Annotated in this window: 16 protein-coding genes; 9 read left to right on the forward strand and 7 right to left on the reverse strand. The window is 37.0% G+C overall.

Going from position 1 to position 19553, the window contains the following annotated elements:
- Nucleotides 1-5: 5 nt before the first annotated feature.
- The 6 genes from AC52CF_RS08830 to AC52CF_RS08855 all read right to left on the reverse strand — a co-directional run bounded on the left by AC52CF_RS08830 (nucleotide 6) and on the right by AC52CF_RS08855 (nucleotide 6918).
- Nucleotides 6-1124: a carboxylate-amine ligase gene (locus tag AC52CF_RS08830; protein WP_076390024.1), complete on the reverse strand. Its 1119-nt coding sequence runs from the start codon at nucleotides 1122-1124 to the stop codon at nucleotides 6-8.
- Nucleotides 1125-1151: 27 nt separating this feature from the next.
- Nucleotides 1152-2105, reverse strand: a complete 954-nt coding sequence (locus tag AC52CF_RS08835) for an ATP-grasp domain-containing protein (RefSeq protein WP_496518076.1) — start codon at nucleotides 2103-2105, stop codon at nucleotides 1152-1154.
- 45 nt (nucleotides 2106-2150) lie between these two features.
- Nucleotides 2151-2864 (reverse strand): alpha/beta hydrolase-fold protein, encoded by a 714-nt coding sequence (locus AC52CF_RS08840; protein ID WP_375181315.1) that lies wholly within the window; start codon nucleotides 2862-2864, stop codon nucleotides 2151-2153.
- A 160-nt stretch (nucleotides 2865-3024) separates the two neighbouring features.
- Entirely contained in the window at nucleotides 3025-4236 is a 1212-nt protein-coding gene (locus tag AC52CF_RS08845; protein WP_375181314.1) for an ATP-grasp domain-containing protein, read from the reverse strand.
- A gap of 140 nt (nucleotides 4237-4376) precedes the next feature.
- The gene (locus AC52CF_RS08850; RefSeq protein WP_496518077.1) at nucleotides 4377-5792 is read right to left on the reverse strand and encodes a M17 family metallopeptidase; all 1416 of its coding nucleotides are present in this window, start codon (nucleotides 5790-5792) and stop codon (nucleotides 4377-4379) included.
- Between the two features lie 4 nt (nucleotides 5793-5796).
- Complete coding sequence (locus AC52CF_RS08855; protein ID WP_496518078.1) at nucleotides 5797-6918, reverse strand: alpha/beta hydrolase; 1122 nt, start codon at nucleotides 6916-6918, stop codon at nucleotides 5797-5799.
- Between the two features lie 215 nt (nucleotides 6919-7133).
- Here AC52CF_RS08855 and glgB point away from each other — a divergent pair, with 215 nt between their 5' ends.
- From glgB to apaG, 9 genes are all read left to right on the forward strand, one after another.
- Nucleotides 7134-9086: a 1,4-alpha-glucan branching protein GlgB gene (glgB, locus tag AC52CF_RS08860; RefSeq protein WP_214589918.1), complete on the forward strand. Its 1953-nt coding sequence runs from the start codon at nucleotides 7134-7136 to the stop codon at nucleotides 9084-9086.
- Complete coding sequence (locus tag AC52CF_RS08865; protein ID WP_214589917.1) at nucleotides 9083-9637, forward strand: hypothetical protein; 555 nt, start codon at nucleotides 9083-9085, stop codon at nucleotides 9635-9637. Before glgB ends, AC52CF_RS08865 begins: the two co-directional genes overlap by 4 nt.
- 29 nt (nucleotides 9638-9666) lie before the next feature.
- Entirely contained in the window at nucleotides 9667-11073 is a 1407-nt protein-coding gene (locus AC52CF_RS08870) for a glycogen synthase (protein WP_214589916.1), read from the forward strand.
- A gap of 3 nt (nucleotides 11074-11076) precedes the next feature.
- Nucleotides 11077-11610 carry an FEKKY domain-containing protein gene (locus AC52CF_RS08875; RefSeq protein WP_214589915.1) on the forward strand — a complete coding sequence of 178 codons (534 nt, stop codon included), beginning with the start codon at nucleotides 11077-11079 and terminating at the stop codon, nucleotides 11608-11610.
- 15 nt (nucleotides 11611-11625) lie between these two features.
- Nucleotides 11626-12894, forward strand: coding sequence for a glucose-1-phosphate adenylyltransferase (locus AC52CF_RS08880; protein ID WP_214589914.1), 1269 nt, complete (start codon nucleotides 11626-11628; stop codon nucleotides 12892-12894).
- Nucleotides 12895-13062: 168 nt separating this feature from the next.
- Nucleotides 13063-14103, forward strand: a complete 1041-nt coding sequence (locus AC52CF_RS08885; protein WP_214589913.1) for an SRPBCC domain-containing protein — start codon at nucleotides 13063-13065, stop codon at nucleotides 14101-14103.
- 124 nt (nucleotides 14104-14227) lie between these two features.
- Entirely contained in the window at nucleotides 14228-17041 is a 2814-nt protein-coding gene (locus AC52CF_RS08890; protein ID WP_214589912.1) for a 2-oxoglutarate dehydrogenase E1 component, read from the forward strand.
- A gap of 38 nt (nucleotides 17042-17079) precedes the next feature.
- Nucleotides 17080-18351 (forward strand): 2-oxoglutarate dehydrogenase complex dihydrolipoyllysine-residue succinyltransferase, encoded by a 1272-nt coding sequence (gene odhB / locus AC52CF_RS08895; RefSeq protein ID WP_214589911.1) that lies wholly within the window; start codon nucleotides 17080-17082, stop codon nucleotides 18349-18351.
- An 82-nt stretch (nucleotides 18352-18433) separates the two neighbouring features.
- A complete protein-coding gene (gene apaG, locus AC52CF_RS08900) occupies nucleotides 18434-18823 on the forward strand; it encodes a Co2+/Mg2+ efflux facilitator ApaG/CorD (protein ID WP_214589910.1) in 390 nt (129 codons plus the stop codon).
- A 4-nt stretch (nucleotides 18824-18827) separates the two neighbouring features.
- Here the strand turns inward: apaG and AC52CF_RS08905 are convergent, their stop codons facing one another.
- Nucleotides 18828-19535 (reverse strand): T9SS type A sorting domain-containing protein, encoded by a 708-nt coding sequence (locus AC52CF_RS08905; RefSeq protein ID WP_214589909.1) that lies wholly within the window; start codon nucleotides 19533-19535, stop codon nucleotides 18828-18830.
- Nucleotides 19536-19553: the final 18 nt, after the last annotated feature.

A 19553-nucleotide genomic window follows, 5' to 3' on the forward strand; every position in this document is an offset into this window, starting at 1 on the left:
AAAAATTATGAAGCAGTTTCACCGTGTGTTATGCCATACTCTGTTTCTGAGATCATATAATCAACAACTTTCGTAAGGTCACCTGTTTCATTGAATACTTTAAGCTGTCGGTCTGCTCCGGTTCCGTTTTCAAGAATGGTCCATGCATATTCAACCTCTTTTCTGCATCCCAATTCGTCCACTACATCATCAATAAACTCAAGAAGTTCCTTTAATAAATCCGGATATGGAACAGATTCTTCTTTTCCGAAATCAATTAAGTGAGCTTCAATTCCGCTCTTCGAAGCACGCCATTTGTTTTCGTTTAACAGTAATCTTCTGTAACTTCTGAAACTTAAATTCTGCTGATGAAGTTTGTAGATTTTTGCAACCAAAGCCTGCATAATGGCAGCGAGACAAACGGTTTCATCAATTCTCATCGGCATATCGCAGATTCTGAATTCGATCGTAGGGTAGAACGGATGAACTCTGAGATCCCACCATATTTTTTTAGCGTTATCAATGGTTCCTGTCTTTACCAAAAGATCTACATAGCTGTCAAATTCAGCTAAAGAATTAAAAAAGCTTGGAATTCCGGTTCTTGGGAATTTTACAAAAATTTCCTGTCGGTAAGACTTAAAGCCTGTATTTCTTCCGATCCAGAAAGGAGAATTTGTTGATAGTGCATAAACGTGCGGAAGGAAATACCTCATCACATTCTGTATTCTTACGCCTTCTTCACGGTTCGGAATTCCGATATGCACATGAAGTCCGAAAATTAAATTTCCTCTTGCCACATCACCCATATCGTCCACAATCTTAATATAACGCTCTCCGTTTGTAATGGTGTTGTGTTCCCAGTTAGAGAAGGGGTGCGTTCCGCCGCCGGAAACTCTCAGTCCCTGTTCGTGGGCGGTTTTTATAAGATGTCTTCTTAAATTCGTTAATTCGGCTTTTGCCTCCTGAATATTCTGGCAGATGCCTGTCTCCATTTCAATCATGGATTCATGCATTTCATGCTTTAAATTTTCACTTAAAACAGCTTTTCCGCCTTCAATAATTTTCGAAACATGAGAAACCAGATCCCGGCTCTCAACATCAATAATCTGATATTCTTCTTCGATTCCAATAGTAAATTGATGCATTTTTTTTCGTGCTTTTTGTTGATATTCTTATTTTACAGAATCTTTTACGAAAGTTCCCCAAGAGATGTTTGGTTTTCCCGGAACATATTCTTTTGCCTTTTCGATCGCTAATTTTGCTGCGTGTTCTACGATCCATGCAAAATTTTCTTCTCCTACAGAATTTTTGTCTGCATCCGGAGCCGGATTACAGAAGTCGATTGCATAAGGAATTCCGTCTCTTACCGCGAATTCTACCGTGTTGAAATCATAGCCAAGCGCTTCATTCATTTTGATGGTATAGTCGTGAATTGTTTTTAATAATTTTTCCAGTTCTTCACCCTGCGTCTGATGTGTAGTTGCATATCTCAGATGATGAGGATTTCTCGGTTCATAAGGCATAATATGAACATATTTTTTGCCTAAACAGTATACTCTGTAATAATCGTCAAAGATAATTTCTTCCTGAACCATCATAACCAACTGCTCAGTTTCGCTTAATTTCGACCAAAGATCTTCAGGATTTTCCACGCGGTATACGTTTCTCCATCCGCCTCCGTCATGCGGTTTCATGTACGCAGGAAAACCTACATAATCGAAAATATAATCCCAGTCGTGAGGGAATTTCAAATTTCTGAAAGAGGTTTCTGAAGTATTTGTCGGTCTTTCGTGAGACGGAAGCAAAACTGTTTTCGGAAGCGGAATTCCCAGTTTCGTCATTAAAGCGTTATTAAAAAACTTTTCGTCTGCGCTCCACCAGAAAGGATTGTTGATGACATACGTTCCGTTCAATGCTGCATTTTTCAGGTACGCTCTGTAAAAAGGCACATCCTGCGAAATTCTGTCGATAATTACAGCATATCTGTAATCTGCGCCCTGTTCAAGTTTATCGATATGTACAGGTTCTGCGATGATTTCTCCGCCTCCCAATTCGTTAACTTTATCAATAAACGCCCAAGGAAACGTATCTTCCATACCGAATAGAATTCCTACTTTTTTTGCCATAAATGTATTTTTTAATGTTGTATTTTAATATTAATTTTTAAGTTTTTAAGAAAAGAATGCTCCGATAAAAGTTGGGAAAACCATTCTCCAGAGTGGCCAGTCGTGATTAATCCACTTTCTTTCATCATACCAGAAATCAATGCCTTTGGAAGCTAAAATTTCTGCCATTTCCACGTTTTTATCTTTGCAGATATCCTGATCGGAAGTACTCAAAACGATATGCATATGTTTGTATTTCCATGCTTCATCATTTCTTACAAATTCGCGCGGACAGTTGAAATAAACCAGCTCATCGGAATAGCCGTCCATAAAATTTCGAATGCTGAATGCTCCTGACAGACAGAACAGATGCGAGACAACGTCCGGAAAACGGAAAGCAAAATTAGCCGCATGATATCCTCCGAAACTTGCTCCTGCTACCGCAACGCGGTGCGTCTTATGAATTTTCTGAACGTAAGGAACAAATTCCTGAATCAGAAACTGAACATATCTTTCATAATTTTTAATCCTTTGCTGAGGGGAAATATTATTGTCATAAAAACTCCATCCGTCTATGGTCTGAACGTTGTACAGTTTTACTTTTCCCTGTTCTATAAACCAGTTGATGCTTCCGTTAAGATGAAAATCATGGTTTTGGGTATATTGTCCCTGTGAAGTCGGAAACATGATGATCGGATAACCGTAATATCCTGTAACTTCCACTTTAAGACTTGTTCCTAATATGTGTGAATAATAATCTGTATGCTCTATCTGTGGCATTTTTTTTCGTATTTGGGTTTAATCAGTAAATTGATAATAAGGTTTACCTTTCCATTCTCCTGATTTAATTGTATCTAAATTACTTCTTAAACCAGAACCTTCGTGTAAACTTAATTTTATAAAATCAATAATTTCTTTGATGTTAATTTCTCTGTTCAAATTATGATATGGGTTTGTCTTTTGGCGGAAGAATATTCAGTAATTCAGCATGAATTTTTTCTGCTGCCGTGTCTAATCTTTCCTGTACGACTACTGAGTCTTTCGATTTGTAAACGATTCCGACATGATAATCGATAGGCAGGAATTTTACAGCCTCTTCACATTCAAACTGATTGTAATCCGGCTCTTTGTCTTTAATTAAAGCAACAATAAGTCCCGAATAATATCCTGTAGGCTTAGAAACCTCATAGTTTTTTCCTCTTAATAAAGCATCTTCAATTTTCGCCCATTCTCTCCAGATATTGATGCTGCTCGATGCTTCCACAAGATCCGGAATATGTGCTCCTCCCACTCTTGATGAAGTTTCAAGGAAATAATATTTGCCGTCGTCTTTACTGCGGATAAATTCTGTATGAGTCGCTCCGTTGATTAGTCCGAAATTGGATAAAACTTTCGAATTTACCTCTTCAAGAGCCTTAAATTCATCAGAATATCTTCCAAGCGTTTTTGTTCTGAAAACGCCTCCTTCATGCGAAACCTGCATCGGCGGAGCCAAATATTTTGAGGCAGAAGTGAAAACAATTTCTTTATTAAAAGTAAGACTGTCTACATGATAAACATCTCCGGGCTTAAAGCTTTCCAGAAGGAATAAGTGACGCTCTTCCCCAAGATTATTCAAAGCTTCCCAAAGCTCTTCTTTGGAAGACAGCTTTTTGATTCCCGAAGCAGAAGCTTCAGAACGAGGTTTTAAAACCCACGGTGCAGGAACATCATCAATAAAACGATTAACCTCATCATTATTAAAAACTGCCGTAAACTCAGGAACATTAATTCCGGAATCCTTTGCTTTCTGTCGCATGGCAAGTTTATCCCTGAAATAACGGTGCGTAGTCTGTCCCATCCCCGGAATTCTGAATGTTTCACGGATAAGCGCAGCTTTTTCCACATCGTAATCGTCCAGAGCAATAACGGCGTGTACTTTTCTGGTCTGCATGAGATGAGAAAATCCCTGAACGAGATGATCCAGATTCCAGACAGAAGGCTTTACTTCAGGCATATAAAATACCTCATCAATGGCATGCCACGGCCAGTTTTTTTCTTTAAGATTTTCGGATGTTACTAAAATAATTTTATTACCGAGTTTTTTCATTTCATCCATGAAATCATAACCCTTGTAATAGCACGAAATACATACTATTGTTTTCTCCTCCATACAATGTTTTTTAATTTTTGATGAACTTTCAAAAATAAAAACGTTTTTTTATTAATTATTTAATGTTAAAAATTAAAATATTGTGCGCTTTTGAAAATTCTATTTCAATTATACAGAGAATTTTTGTAATAAACTAATTTTTAGTGATAATTTTCGATTAAATCGGCTAATAATTGCACTCCAAATCCGGTTGCAGCTTTTTCTTTGGCATATCCTACATTTCCGAATGCCACTCCGGCAATATCAAGATGCGCCCATTTAGGATGGTTTTCAATAAACTGTTCTAAAAATTTAGCCGCAATAATGCAATCTCCGATAGGTTTCATCGAAATATTCTTAATATCTGCCACATCCGACTGAATATCGTCTTTCCAGACATCCCAAAGCGGTAAATTCCAAAGTCTTTGATTGGTTTTATCGCCGGTTTTTATCAAAAGATTTTTCAATTCTTCATTGTTGGAAAACAGAGCCCCGCAGGTATCGCCAAACATCCTTACAGAACTTCCGGTAAGCGTGGCAAGGTCGATCAGAAAATCTGTTTTGAAGTTTTTTGCCATATAGGAAAGTCCGTCGGCGAGAATCATCCTGCCTTCCGCATCGGTATTGAGAACCTCAATTGTTTTTCCGTTGTAAGCGGTAATAACGTCACTCGGAAGAAAGGCATTTTCAGAAATAGCATTGTCGGTTATAGGCAAAATAGCAACAATATTAACCGGAAGCTGCATTTCCGCGGCATAAATCAGCGTTCCCAAAACGGCAGTTGCACCGCCCATATCCGATTTCATATAATGCATATTGTCGGGATTTTTCAGAGAAATTCCGCCCGTATCAAACAATACACATTTTCCGACCAAGCCGAAAGTGACTGCATTTTTAAGATTGGTTTTGTATTCAATAATGGTAAACGCTGCATCATAAGCACTTCCCTGATTAACGGAAAGGTAAGCTCCCAGACCAAGTTCCTCACACTTTTTCCTGTTGAAAGAAGTATATTTTAAATCGTATTTTTTAGCTAAATTTTTTAAATATAAACTCAGAGTATCCGGTTTTTTAAGATTGGCAGGTTTGTTCAGCCATTCCTGACAGGCGGTCTGTCCGTTGCTCAGTGCTTCGGCTTTTTTGCTGATGGTATCTAATTTTTTCTGGCTTAAATTTTCAAAATGAAGCTCAAATTTAGCATTCCAGAACGCATGCGTTTTTTCGAAAGGATAGTTGTAGGTTCCCAGCAATAAACCTTTTGCAAATTCTTCAAATTGCTTTTCATTGATGCAATCTGCTACAACTAATGTGGGAACAGGCTGTACTTTCCCTTTCTGCGTTTGGGAAAATTTAACGGCAGTCTGCTGAATTTCAAAATTCTGCAAAGTAGATTTTCCTAAGCCTATAAAGTAAGTAATACCTTCTTCATGGGCATTCACGAAAACTTCATGCTTTTTACCCGTAAAGAAAGTTGAAATGTTTTTATTGAAATTTTTGCTGGTTTTCGTCCATTCTTCTTCTGTGAAAAGATGAAAAACCTGCGTATAATTTTTATTTTTTTTGTTGATTAATTTCATAATTTTAATTTTTAATGCTTTCCTGATGTGGTTTTACTTCCACCGGGTTTTCTGTGTTGTTATAATAAAGCCATTCAATTGCTCTCGGGAATTCCTGCGACCAGTAAAATTCGCTGTGCGTACCTTCCGGATTGATGCTTGTTCTGAATTCAAAATCGAAAAGATTCTTTTTCTCCCAGCGTTTTAAATATTCTTCGAAAATATGGATTCTTTTTACCATTTTCGAACCTTCCTGACCGCCTCCGTAAAGGTAGATTTTTGTTTTAAAAGGAACCCTGAAGCTCATCATTGGGAAATTGTTGTTCGGTTCCACCCAAAGTGATGGAGAAAATATCAATAGTTTGGAGTAGACTTCAGGATAAAGAAAACCACTGTAAATACTGATAAGTGCGCCAAGAGAACTTCCTCCTATTCCTGTATTGTCGCGGTCTTTTTTCGTGCGGTAAGTCTGGTCGACATAAGGCTTCAAAGTATCTGTAATGAAGCGGATGTATTTTTTACCTTCCGATCCGTTAGCGACATTGTCGTTATCAAAAATATATTCTTTAATTCTTTCTTCGCTTCCGTGTTCTACTGCAATGATGATGACATCTCCACGACCGTATTCTGAGAGAATGGAAAGTTTCTTATCGATTTCCCAGTTTCCGTAGCCGCTTCCTTCATTAAATAAATTCTGTGCATCCTGAAGATACAGGACAGGATATTTCTTGTCGGAAACATAATAATCATAGGGTAGAAGTGCCCAGATTTTTCTGTAGCGGTCTAACTGCGGAATGTAGAATTCCTCCGAAATAATTTCTGCAATCGGAAAATATTCATCCTTGAAAGGTCCCCAGTTGAATCTCCATTTTTCAACGGTATCTGATGTTTTTCCTGAGGATTTTAAAGCTTTTTTGTTTGGGGTTATACTTCCGTATTTGTCGAGTTCTACATTTTCCCAGCCTCCTTTTGTAAATTTATACTCTACAATATCCGGCAAAAGGGCATCGTCGATTTCGATAAAATAGTTTTGGGGGTCTTTTTGTGTAAGTTGAAAGTTGTAGTCTTTCGGATTCCAATTGTTAAAATTTCCTGTGATGTAAACCATTCGTTCATCACTTTCTGCTGTGTAAAGTTCAAACTTCATCCGTGTTTTTAGTAAAATTAAAGCATAAATTTATAAAAAATCTTTTTAAGACAAATCATTTTAAAACGATAAACACTGAATAAAAAAGCGGTATATTTGATAGAAACAAGTACTGCAAAGAGTTTAACATAATAATTTATTCAAAATTTATTAATGATTATTGCAGATATTTTTTGTAGTTTCAAGAAAAATATAAAAATTAAATCAAAACCGTGATGAATTCGGTTAAAACATACACTCTTTTTACGGATCATGATGTTTATCTTTTCAAAGAAGGTAAGCATTATAAGCTGTATGATAAATTCGGCGCACATTCCGCTGAAAAAGATGGAGTAAAAGGAGTTTATTTTTCAGTCTGGGCTCCCAATGCGAAGAAAGTTTCGGTAATCGGAAATTTCAACAACTGGAACCATAAAGACCACATCCTGTTTCCGAGATGGGACGAATCCGGAATCTGGGAAGGCTTCATTGCAGGTTTAACATGGGGAACTTTGTATAAGTATGCTATAGAAACGCCGCGCGGAGAAATTTTAGAAAAAAGTGATCCATACGCTTTGAGCTGGGAACAGAATCTTCAGGCTGCCTCATTGGTTTCTACCACTTGGTACGAATGGAAAGATAAAGACTGGCTGGAAAACCGCTGGAAAAAAAATACGTTAAATGCTCCGTTGTCGGTGTATGAACTGCATCTGGGATCCTGGGTAAGAGAAGGAAATGATCCGAAAAAGTTTCTGAATTACCGCGATATCGGGAAAAAACTCGTTCCTTATATTAAAGAAATGGGCTTTACCCACGTAGAATTTATGCCGGTGATGGAATATCCTTACGATCCGAGCTGGGGATATCAGATTACAGGATTTTATGCAGCCACTTCACGTTTCGGTTCTCCGCAGGATTTGATGTCTTTGATTGATGAGCTTCATCAGAATGGAATCGGCGTGATTTTAGACTGGGTACCTTCGCATTTTCCGGGTGATGCAAATGGTTTGCACAGATTTGACGGTTCTTATCTTTACGAGCATGAAGATCCCAGAAAAGGCTTTCATCCCGACTGGAAATCATACATTTTCAATTACGGAAGAAATGAAGTGAAATCTTTTCTGATTTCCAATGCGATGTTCTGGCTGGAACGCTATCATGCAGACGGATTGCGTGTAGATGCAGTAACCTCGATGCTTCACCTCGATTATTCCCGAAATGAAGGAGAATGGGAACCGAATATTTACGGAGGAAATGTAAATCTCGAAGCAAAAGCATTTTTGCAGGATTTTAATACGGCTGTTTATAAAGAATTCGGAGACAATATCATTACCATTGCAGAAGAAAGTTCAGATTTTCCTATGCTTACAAAGCCTGTTCATGACGGCGGAGTAGGATTTGGAATGAAATGGATGATGGGATGGATGCACGATACGCTGGATTATTTTAAAGAAGAACACGAAAACAGAAAGTTTCATCATCATAAACTTACCTTCGCTTCTATGTATATGTATAATGAAAATTATATGATGCCCTTGTCTCACGATGAAGTGGTACACGGAAAAGCGAGTCTTATCTATAAAATGAAAGGCGATGAATGGCAGAAATTTGCCAATCTTCGCGCACTGTATGTGTATATGTTTACGCATCCGGGAGCAAAACTGCTTTTTATGGGCGATGAATTTGGGCAGACCAGCGAATGGAATTTCAAACAGAGTCTGGATTGGCATTTACTGGAATATCCTGTTCATAAAGGTTTGCAGACATTGGTAAAAGATCTTAATCATCTTTACAGATATGAAACGGCTTTCTATGAAAATCAGTTCAGCAGGGATGGTTTTGAATGGGTGGAAGCAGATGATCTGGAGAATTCCGTGTATGTCTATTTGAGAAAAGGAAAGAAAAAAGATGATGTTTTTATGGTGATTCTCAACCTGAAACCGGAAGTTCTGGATTATAAAATAGGCGTAAATGCGGGAAGTCACTGGGAAATTATTTTTAACTCTGATGATGAACGGTATTCGGGAAGCGGTTATAAGCCTGAAATTTTCAGTGAACAGTATGAGGAATACATGAATCATCAGAAATCCATCAGCGTAAGTCTGCCGCCGCTTTCAGGAATTATCTTAAAAAGAAAAGATAAAAAGTATAATAAGCATAACAGAATCAAACAACATAAAAAGCAATGATTCAGTTATTAGAAATTTTAGGAAAAGACTATGAAAGTCTCAAAGATATAATTACAAGGACAGATTTCGACAGTGAAACTCTGGAGTCGTTTTCGAAAGCCGGAATTAATGCTCCTGTAAGCGAAGGGAAATTTAATGAGGATTTATATTTTTTTACTTTTAAAATTGAAAGATATAAAATAGAGTTTCTAAGAAATAAGATTTGTCAGATTGATTTCATTGAAGATAAAAATAAAACTCAGGAAATTATAGATGTTCTCAGAACGATGAAGGAATTTGAGTTTAGGTTTATCACCAAGCAGCAGGTTGAAGAGACGGAATGGGAAATAATAGATGACAATACAGAAGAGAAGGGTTTCACGGAATTCAAAAGAAAGCGTTTCGATTTTGATCCTTCTTCTCAATTTGACAGAAATAATATTGATAAATATGGCGTTATGGGTTTTCGATCACACGAAGTGAATATTATCATTAAAGAAGAATTCATAGAAAGCAAATCTTTTTTTGTATTTGAGATTTATAAAATCCCGAATATTGAAGATTTTAATTAAGATATAAATAATAAACGAGAGAGAAAAAAATGATCATTTATCATCTAAGTACGGAGTGTTATCCGGTGGCAAAAGTGGGAGGTTTGGCAGATGTAGTGGGAGCTTTACCAAAATATCAGAACAAAATTAAAGATATTGATGCGAAGGTGGTTATGCCTTGGTACAACAAATCTTTCGTGCATGATCATGAGTTTGACATAGTTTTTGATGGCTTCATTCATCAGGGATCAAATATGCTTCAGGTGCAGGTTTTAAAGGAAAAAACCAATGCTTTGGGCTTTGAGCTTTTTATGGTAAGAATTCCGGGACTTTTGGATAGAGATAATCCTTACGGATATTCAGATGAAAATTTTCAGTTTTTGGCTTTTCAGCACGGCACGCTTCATTGGCTGAGTGCGATGGGGATTCGACCGGATATTTTGCATTGTCATGATTATCACACAGGTCTTGTTCCTTTTATGATTCAGCATTGTCCTGAATTTTCGTTTTTAAAAGGGGTAAAAACCATCGGAACCATTCATAACGGTGAATATCAGGGAATGATGAGCTGGGAAATGGCGAATTACATGCCGGCTTTCGATCAGTATAAATGGGGATTGCTGGACTGGAACGGAGTCATAAATCCTTTGGCAAGCATGATTAAATGTGCCAATGCTTTTACAACGGTTTCGCAGGGGTATCTTGAAGAACTTTTTGTAAGCTTCAGAGGTCTGGAAAGTCTTGTTCGTGATGAATTTGGGAAAGCCTACGGAATTATTAACGGAATTGATACGGAAGTCTGGAATCCGGAGACCGATCCGATGTTGGATTTTAATTTTAACGTTAAAAATGCCATTGCCCAGAAGAAAAAGAACAAAGAAAGACTATGTAAAGAATATGGTCTGAAACCGGAACTTCCTCTTTTCGCATTTATTGGAAGATTTGCTACCGAAAAAGGAGCCGATTTTCTTCCCGATGTAGTCTGGAAAAGCATTAAGCAGAGTTACGGCGCTTTAAATATCATGATTTTAGGCTCAGGAAATGCTTACATTGAAAATAAACTGAAAGAATACGATTATATTTATTCCAATTTTGCTTTGGATCTTGGATATAAGGAACATCTTTCGCATAAAATATACGCTTCGGCGGACTTTTTGCTCATGCCGTCGAGAGTGGAACCATGCGGTCTTAACCAGATGTATTCCATGAGATACGGAACCGTTCCAATTGTACGATATACAGGAGGATTAAGAGATACGGTGGAAGATGTTTCCACAGGTGGAGCGGGAATTAATTTTACGTTTCCGGGAGTGGACGATATTATCCATGCAATGAACAGAGCTTTATTGGTTTACAATAAAAAAGGTGAAATGGAAAATTTAATCCGTGCCAATATGAATTTTGACTTTGCATGGGAAAAATCAGCCGAAAAATACATAGCTTTATATAAGAATTAAATCGTGAAAAAGCTGTATTTTCTATTTGCAATAATAATTGTTCTTTCCTGTCATCAAAAAGAGGAAACGATGATCCATAAAGACGGATACTATTGGTTTTTAACTTATGGACTTCCAAATTTTCAGAGAGAAGAAATCGAAAAAACAGTTAACAAAAAATGGAAAATAAAAACAGTAAGAGTTGCAGGATGCGAAGTTACCCAAGAATTGGTGGACAGTGTAAGATCTGAAAATGAAAAAACAGATCTAGCTCTTCAAAAAAGATACGGCAAAAACTGGAAAGATTTATATGATAAGGATATTCAGGATTATACAATGAAACAAGTGGATATCATGGATGTTTTAATCACTAATAAAGTATTCAGAAAAGAACTGGCTAAGCATAAGATTGAGATTGATGATGTAGATAAAGATGCTGAAGAGTTGGGCAGACCGGACTTTTATAAAGTAAATATTAACAAAATATATCCTGAAAACGGGATTGCATTTACAGTAAATGTTGATACAAAAAACAGAACAGTAAACCTAATAAAATAAAACGCAAGATAAACTATGAATCGCAATGTAATTTCCATTGTTTTAGGAGGAGGTAGAGGAACGAGATTGTTCCCACTTACGTATTCAAGATCCAAACCGGCTGTACCCATCGCGGGAAAATACAGATTGGTGGATATTCCTATTTCCAACTGTTTAAATTCAGGATTAAATAAAATTCTGGTTTTAACACAGTTCAATTCAGCTTCATTAAATTCCCATATCAAAAATTCTTATCATTTTGATATTTTCAGCAAAGGTTTCGTAGATATTTTGGCTGCGGAACAGAACGTTGAAAACGACAGTTGGTATCAGGGAACCGCAGATGCGGTGCGCCAGTCGATGAAGCACCTTGAAAAGTATGATTATGATTATATCCTGATTCTTTCAGGAGATCAGTTGTACCAGATGGATTTCAGGGAGATGCTGAATTTTCACATTGAAAAAGGCGGCGATGTAACCATTGCAACCATTCCGGTGAATGCAAAAGACGCAACAGGTTTCGGAATTCTGAGTTCTGATGATGAAGGAAATATTACTTCTTTTGTCGAAAAACCTACTCATGATCTTTTAGACGGCTTAAAATCTGAGGTTTCTGAAGAAAATAAACATGCCGGAAAAGAATATCTGGCTTCCATGGGAATTTATATCTTCACGAAAAGTATTCTGAAAAAGATGTTTGATGAAGGAGCCGGAGATGATTTCGGAAAAGATATTATCCCGAATTCCATCGGAAAATATACCACTTTAAGCTATCAGTACGAAGGTTATTGGACTGACATCGGAACCATCGAATCTTTCTATGAAGCCAATCTGGATCTTTGTCAGGATTTCCCGCAGTTCAACTTATTTTCTTCTTCGCCGATTTTCACACGCGCAAGAATGCTTCCGCCTTCAAAAGTAAACGGTTCTTATGTAAGCAAAGCTGTTTTCGGAGACGGATGCATTATAATGGCAGATAAAATTGAAAACTCCGTTATCGGAAACAGAACAAGAATAGACAAAGGAAGTACTATTGTGAATGCTTACGTAATGGGAGCCGATTTTTATCAGGATACCACAGAAATCGTAATGAACGACAGAAACGGACAACCTAATATGGGAATCGGGAAATATTGTTACATCGAAAAAGCAATTCTGGATAAAAACTGCTACATCGGGGATAATGTAAGAATCATCGGCGGGAAACACCTTAAAGACGGAGATTACGGAACACATTCTGTACAGGACGGAATTATTGTGGTGAAAAAAGGAGCCGTTATTAAACCGGGAACTCACATAGGGTAGAAAGTAGAGAAGTATTGGGTAGGTCTGATTCAATTAAATTCTAAAGAAATAAAACAGTCAGATAGTAAACTTCCATCCTCCATACTTCGTATCTTCCAGCTAAAAAATAATTAAAAACAGAGTGATCAGCATATTGGTCACTCTTGTTATTTTCTATACTTTTGTACAATGCGTTTTTTTAAGATCATAGCGGTAGTAATTGTCTTGCTGATTGGAGCTTATGCAGCTTCCATGTATTATTTTGTGGACGAAAGCAAAGATTTCAAAATAGAAAAGGAGATCGATTATCCTTTGGAAAAAGTCTTTTCACAATTCAACAATCTGCAGCATTTTACGCGATGGAATAACTTTTTTACAAGTTCTCAGTCTATTGATATCGATTATTATACGCCGTATGAAGGGCAGGGAAGTTCCATCAGCTACGCAGATCCTAAAAATGATACGGATGGAGAAATGTTTATCCGCTACGAAAACCTTAATAAATCTTTAAGGTATCAGCTTTTTGAAGAAAAAAATGAAAGCCCGACTGTCGTCGACGTTAAATTTAAAGCATTATCCGCTGAAAAAACCAAAATTACATGGGTAGTTCATACGCCTAAACTTTCTGTTTTAAGAAGGGTTGAAAATTTCTGGACCGAAGACCGTTTCGCAGAAAACATCAACAAAAGTATGGTGAATCTTAAAAATGTTTTAGGCAATAAAGTGGAAAAAGACAATCAGATGGCTTCGATAAAATATGACAGCCTGATGGTAGAAAATGAAGAAGAAAAGTTATTGCTAGGAATCAACGTAAGTACTTCCAATAAAAAAGATGCCCTTTACAAAAATATTGTGATGAATTATAACAAGATTTACAATTACACCACAATGGATCTGGGCAAAAAAGAAGATGAATTCGGTTTTCCAATGCTGATTACGGATGCGGATAATTATAAAGACAAAGAAGTGTCCTATTTTCTGGGGATTCCTCTGTCTAAAAAATTTGGAGTTACAGATAATAACTTCAGTTTCAGAACAATTAGTCCAACCCAGAATTATGTGATCTACTACAAAGGAAACTATGCCGGAAGAGTAAAGGCTATACAACAATTAATTCAGAAAGCCAAGAAAGACGAGATGCGTTTTAATGATATTCGTCAGACTTTTATAGAACGCCCGACGGAAGATCAGGATGTCAATATGAAGCTCTCATTATCAGTATTTAAGTAAATTCTGTAGATTTATTTCTTTTATAGTTTTTTTAATAGTTTAAAGGCTGTTCAGAATCGGTTTTTTTTATTAAATTTGAAGCTTAATTCTACAAACAAATTTTAATAACAGATAAACTGTAATAATGGACAGATTTTCATTCCTAAACGCAGCTCATTCTCAGTTAATTGAGGATTTATACCAACAGTACTTAAAATATCCCGATTCTTTAGAACCATCATGGAAAGCCTTCTTTCAGGGTTTCGATTTTGCTTTGGAGAACTACGGAGACGATGATAACGTTCAATATGTTCAGGCTCCCGCAGTTTCAGCACCTGTTGTTCAGCAGGCAGCTCAGGCAGCAACAAACGGAGAAGTTCCGGAACACATCAAAAAAGAATTCAAGGTAGTAAACCTTATTGAGGCGTACAGGACGAGAGGACATTTGTTTACCAAAACAAACCCTGTAAGAGAAAGAAGACATTATACGCCGACTTTAGACATCGAAAACTTCGGTCTGGATAAGTCAGATTTAAATACAAAATTCAACTGTGCGGTTGAAACAGGAATGAAAGGTCCTGCAACTTTACAGGATCTAATCACACATTTAGAGAACATCTACTGCGATTCTATCGGTGTGGAATATATGCACATCAACAATGTTGAAGAAAAAGATTTCATCAAACAGTGGCTTCAGGTAAACGAAAACCACCCGAATCTTTCAGCTAACGAAAAAACGGAGATTTTATTAAAATTAAATCAGGCGGTAGCGTTTGAAAATTATCTTCACACCAAATTTGTAGGGCAGAAAAGATTCTCATTGGAAGGTGGTGAAACTTTAATTCCTGCTTTGGATCAGTTGATCTCAAGATCTTCTCAGTTGGGCGTAGATGAAGTGGTTTTAGGAATGGCGCACAGAGGAAGATTAAATGTTTTAACCAATATTTTCGGTAAATCTTATAAGCAGATCTTCTCAGAATTTGAAGGAAAAGAATTTGAAGAAGACGTATTCTCAGGTGACGTAAAATACCACTTAGGTTCATCCAAAAAAATCAAAACAGCTTCAGGAGAAGAAGTTTCTATTAATTTAACACCAAACCCATCTCACCTTGAAACGGTTGCAGCCCTTGTGGAAGGAATCTGCCGTGCAAAAGTGGACGATAAATACAAAGATTATTCTAAAGTTTTACCGATCATTATTCATGGTGACGGAGCGATTGCGGGGCAAGGTATTGCTTACGAAGTTGCGCAGATGATGACTTTAGACGGTTATAAAACAGGAGGAACGGTTCATATCGTGGTAAACAACCAGGTTTCGTTTACAACAAACTATATGGATGCGAGATCTTCTACATACTGTACAGACGTTGCTAAAGTTACAGAATCTCCTGTAATGCACGTAAATGCAGATGATGCAGAAGCAGTGGTTCATGCAATCCATTTTGCGGCTGATTTCAGAGCAAAATTCGGAAAAGATGTGTATATCGATTTGTTAGGATACAGAAAATATGGTCATAATGAAGGAGATGAGCCGAGATTTACACAGCCTAATTTATATAAAACAATTTCCAAGCACCCGAATCCGAGAGAAATTTATAAAGATAAATTACTAAAAGATAACGTAACATCCAACGATGTTATCGCTAAAATGGAAACAGAATTCAAAGCACTTTTGGATAAAGACTTTGATGCTTCCAAAGAAATTGAAAAGAACGTAATGGACGTTTTCATGGCAGATGACTGGACGAATTATCCTATCGGGAAAAGAGGAGCCGTTCAGGAACCTGTTGATACAAAATATGACCTTGAAAAGCTGAAAGAATTGGCTGTTAAAATGTCTACACTTCCGGCAGATAAAAAGTTCTTAAATAAAATTACAAGACTTTTCGAAAACAGATTAAAAGCGATTGAAGGAAACTCTTTAGACTGGGCTCTTGGAGAATGGCTGGCTTATGCAACGCTTTTGGTAGAAGGTCATAATGTAAGAATTTCCGGTGAAGATGTAGAAAGAGGAACATTCTCTCACAGACACGCAGTGGTAAAAACGGAAGATACTGAAGAAGAATATATCCCTTTAAGACAGGTTTCTGAAAGTAGATTTGATGTATTCAACTCTCACCTTTCCGAGTACGGAGTTCTTGGTTTTGATTACGGTTATGCCATGGCTTCTCCTAATACATTAACGATTTGGGAAGCTCAGTTCGGAGATTTCGTGAACGGTGCGCAGATTATCGTAGACCAGTATTTAGCTGCCGCAGAAGAAAAATGGAAAATTCAGGACGGTTTGGTAATGCTGTTGCCTCACGGTTCCGAAGGACAGGGAGCAGAACACTCTTCAGCGAGACTGGAAAGGTTCTTAACGCTTTGTGCAAACGAAAACATGGTGGTTGCAAACATCACTTCTCCTGCTAACTATTTCCATCTGTTAAGAAGACAGTTGAAATGGGCATTCAGAAAACCATTGGTGGTAATGAGTCCGAAATCATTGTTAAGACATCCGAAAGTGGTTTCTCCGCTTGAAGATTTCGCTAACGGAGGTTTCCAGCCGGTTTTAGACGATCCTACTGCAGATCCTAAAAAAGTAGAAAAATTAGTACTTTGTTCAGGTAAATTATACTTCGAATTATTAGCTAAAAAAGAAGAATTAAATGCTGAAAATATTGCATTGGTAAGATTCGAGCAGTTATATCCGCTTCAGACAGATGCTATCGAAGCAATCTTCGAAAAATATTCAAACAGAAAAGAATTGGTTTGGGCTCAGGAAGAACCAGAAAATATGGGAGCCTGGTCTTATATCCTGAGAAACTTCAGAGAAACAGGAATCAATGTTATTGCTCCGGTTCCTAGCGGTGCTCCGGCTCCGGGAAGTCACAAAATGTTTGAGAAAAACCAGAATGCAGTAATCAACAGAGTATTCGACAGAAACGATGCTCCGGTAAAAAGACCTGTAACCGCTTAATTAAAAATAATAATCAATAAAAAAATAAAAAATACGATATGTCAGTTTTAGAAATGAAAGTTCCTTCACCGGGCGAATCAATTACAGAAGTTGAAATTGCAACCTGGCTTGTAAAAGATGGAGATTATGTAGAAAAAGATCAACCCATCGCTGAAGTAGATTCAGATAAAGCAACTCTTGAATTGCCTGCTGAACAAAGTGGTGTAATCACTCTGAAAGCTGAAGAAGGTGACGTTGTACAAGTAGGACAGGTGGTTTGTTTAATCGATATGGATGCTGCAAAACCTTCAGGAAGCGCTGCTCCTCCTGCTGCTGAAGCTCCAAAACAGGAAGAAGCTCCGAAAGCTGCTGAACCTGCTAAACAGGAAGCTCCGGCTCCACAACCTGCTGCTCAGCCTGTAGCTGCTGCAACGCAGACGTATGCAACGGGTGCTCCTTCTCCTGCTGCTAAGAAAATTCTTGACGAAAAAGGAATGGATGCTTCACAGGTTTCAGGAAGCGGAAGAGACGGAAGAATCACTAAATCAGACGCTGAACTGGCTGCAGTTCCTGCATTGGGAGGAAACCCTGTTACCGCTACAGGTTCCAGATCTACAACTACGACTAAACTTTCAGTTCTTAGAAGAAAAATTGCTCAGAGATTAGTTTCTGTGAAGAATGAAACGGCAATGTTAACGACTTTCAATGAAGTTGACATGTCTGAAATTTTCAGGTTAAGAAAATTATATAAGGAAGAATTTGCTCAGAGACACGGAGTAGGACTTGGTTTCATGTCTTTCTTTACAAAAGCGGTAACAAGAGCTTTACAGATGTATCCGGATGTAAACGCATCCATCGACGGAGATTTCAAAGTAAATTACGATTTCTGTGATATTTCAATTGCAGTTTCAGGTCCGAAAGGATTAATGGTTCCTGTATTGAGAAATGCTGAAAATATGTCTTTTGCAAGCGTTGAAGCGAACATTAAAGATTTAGCGACTAAAGTAAGAGACGGAAAAATCACGGTTGACGAAATGACAGGCGGAACGTTCACCATTACAAACGGTGGAACTTTCGGATCGATGATGTCTACACCAATCATCAATCCTCCTCAATCTGCAATCTTAGGAATGCACAACATTATCCAGAGACCGGTTGCGGTTGACGGACAGGTGGTAATTCGTCCGATGATGTACGTTGCGATGTCTTATGACCACAGAATTATCGACGGAAAAGAATCTGTAGGATTCTTAGTTGCAGTAAAAGAAGCGATCGACAATCCGGTTGGTATCTTGATGAACGGAGACGAAAGAAAAGGTCTTGGATTATAATTATTGATAAAAATTATAGTATAAAATAAATCTCGCCTCAAAAAGGGCGAGATTTTTGTATCTCTTACCGTAAATACTTAAGATGATGTTTTCTAAAATGACCTCCAATATCAAAGTTTCAGTAATACCTGAATATGATAGCAAAAACAGTTATCCGTCTGAAAACAGACACGTTTTCAAATACAATATCGTTATCGAAAACGAAGGCAGTTTTCCTGTAAAAATCCTTAAAAGAAAATGGCTGATTTTCGACGTAGGCTTCGGATATACAGAGATAATAGGGGATGGCGTAATCGGTCTTACTCCTGAGATTTCTACAGGCGAAAATTTCGCTTATTTCTCCAATGTAATGCTTCGTTCCGGAGTAGGAAATATGAGTGGAAAATACCTTGTAAAAAACATGGAAACGCAGGAGACTTTTGAAATTGATATCCCTAAATTCAATCTCTTATCAGAAGTTTTAAGCAATTAACAAATTATTCTTTGATAAATTTATGTCTTGAGATACCATTTTTTGATGCTAATTCTAAAAAATAGCTTCCTTTAAGCAAAGCAGAAATATCAGTTTTAGTTTCATATTTATTTTGTAGAATCAATTTTCCTTCAGAATTATAGATTTTAACCCATTCTATTTGATCTTTTGATTTTATGACTAAGTACTCATTTGCTGGATTAGGATAAATAAGTATATTTTTTTCTGATGTCTGATTGATATCGTTACTAGATAAAGTACCGGATTGATAAAAAGCTTGATCTCCTAAATAATTTGTGAGTATCAGGTTTTTTATATTTCCTGTATAAGTAATTTGATAACTGTGTAAAGGTGAATATTGACTAAAATAGCCTGTATAGATAGAAGAAAATGTAATATTTTCAGGCAATGTACAATTATTTCCATTTCCTACACCATAGGTCCAAAAACTGAAATTATTTACTGTTATATCAAAATTATTTATCGTTCCCCAAATGCTTTGCTCACAAACAGAACTGCTTAAATTTGTTGACGTGGTATTTTGATCGTTAAAAGTAAGTATAGGCACACTTATCTCAATATTTTGTGGAACATTATAAGTGATATTATTCTTTACTACTTTTCTTAAATACCAATTTGTATTATAAAGATCTGCCTGAGCAGATAAAAAACAACTAATAAATATAGCAAGAAAAAATAAATTTTTGTTCATCTCTTTTTATTTTTAAAA

The sequence above is a fragment of the Chryseobacterium sp. 2P genome (genome assembly GCF_059579425.1).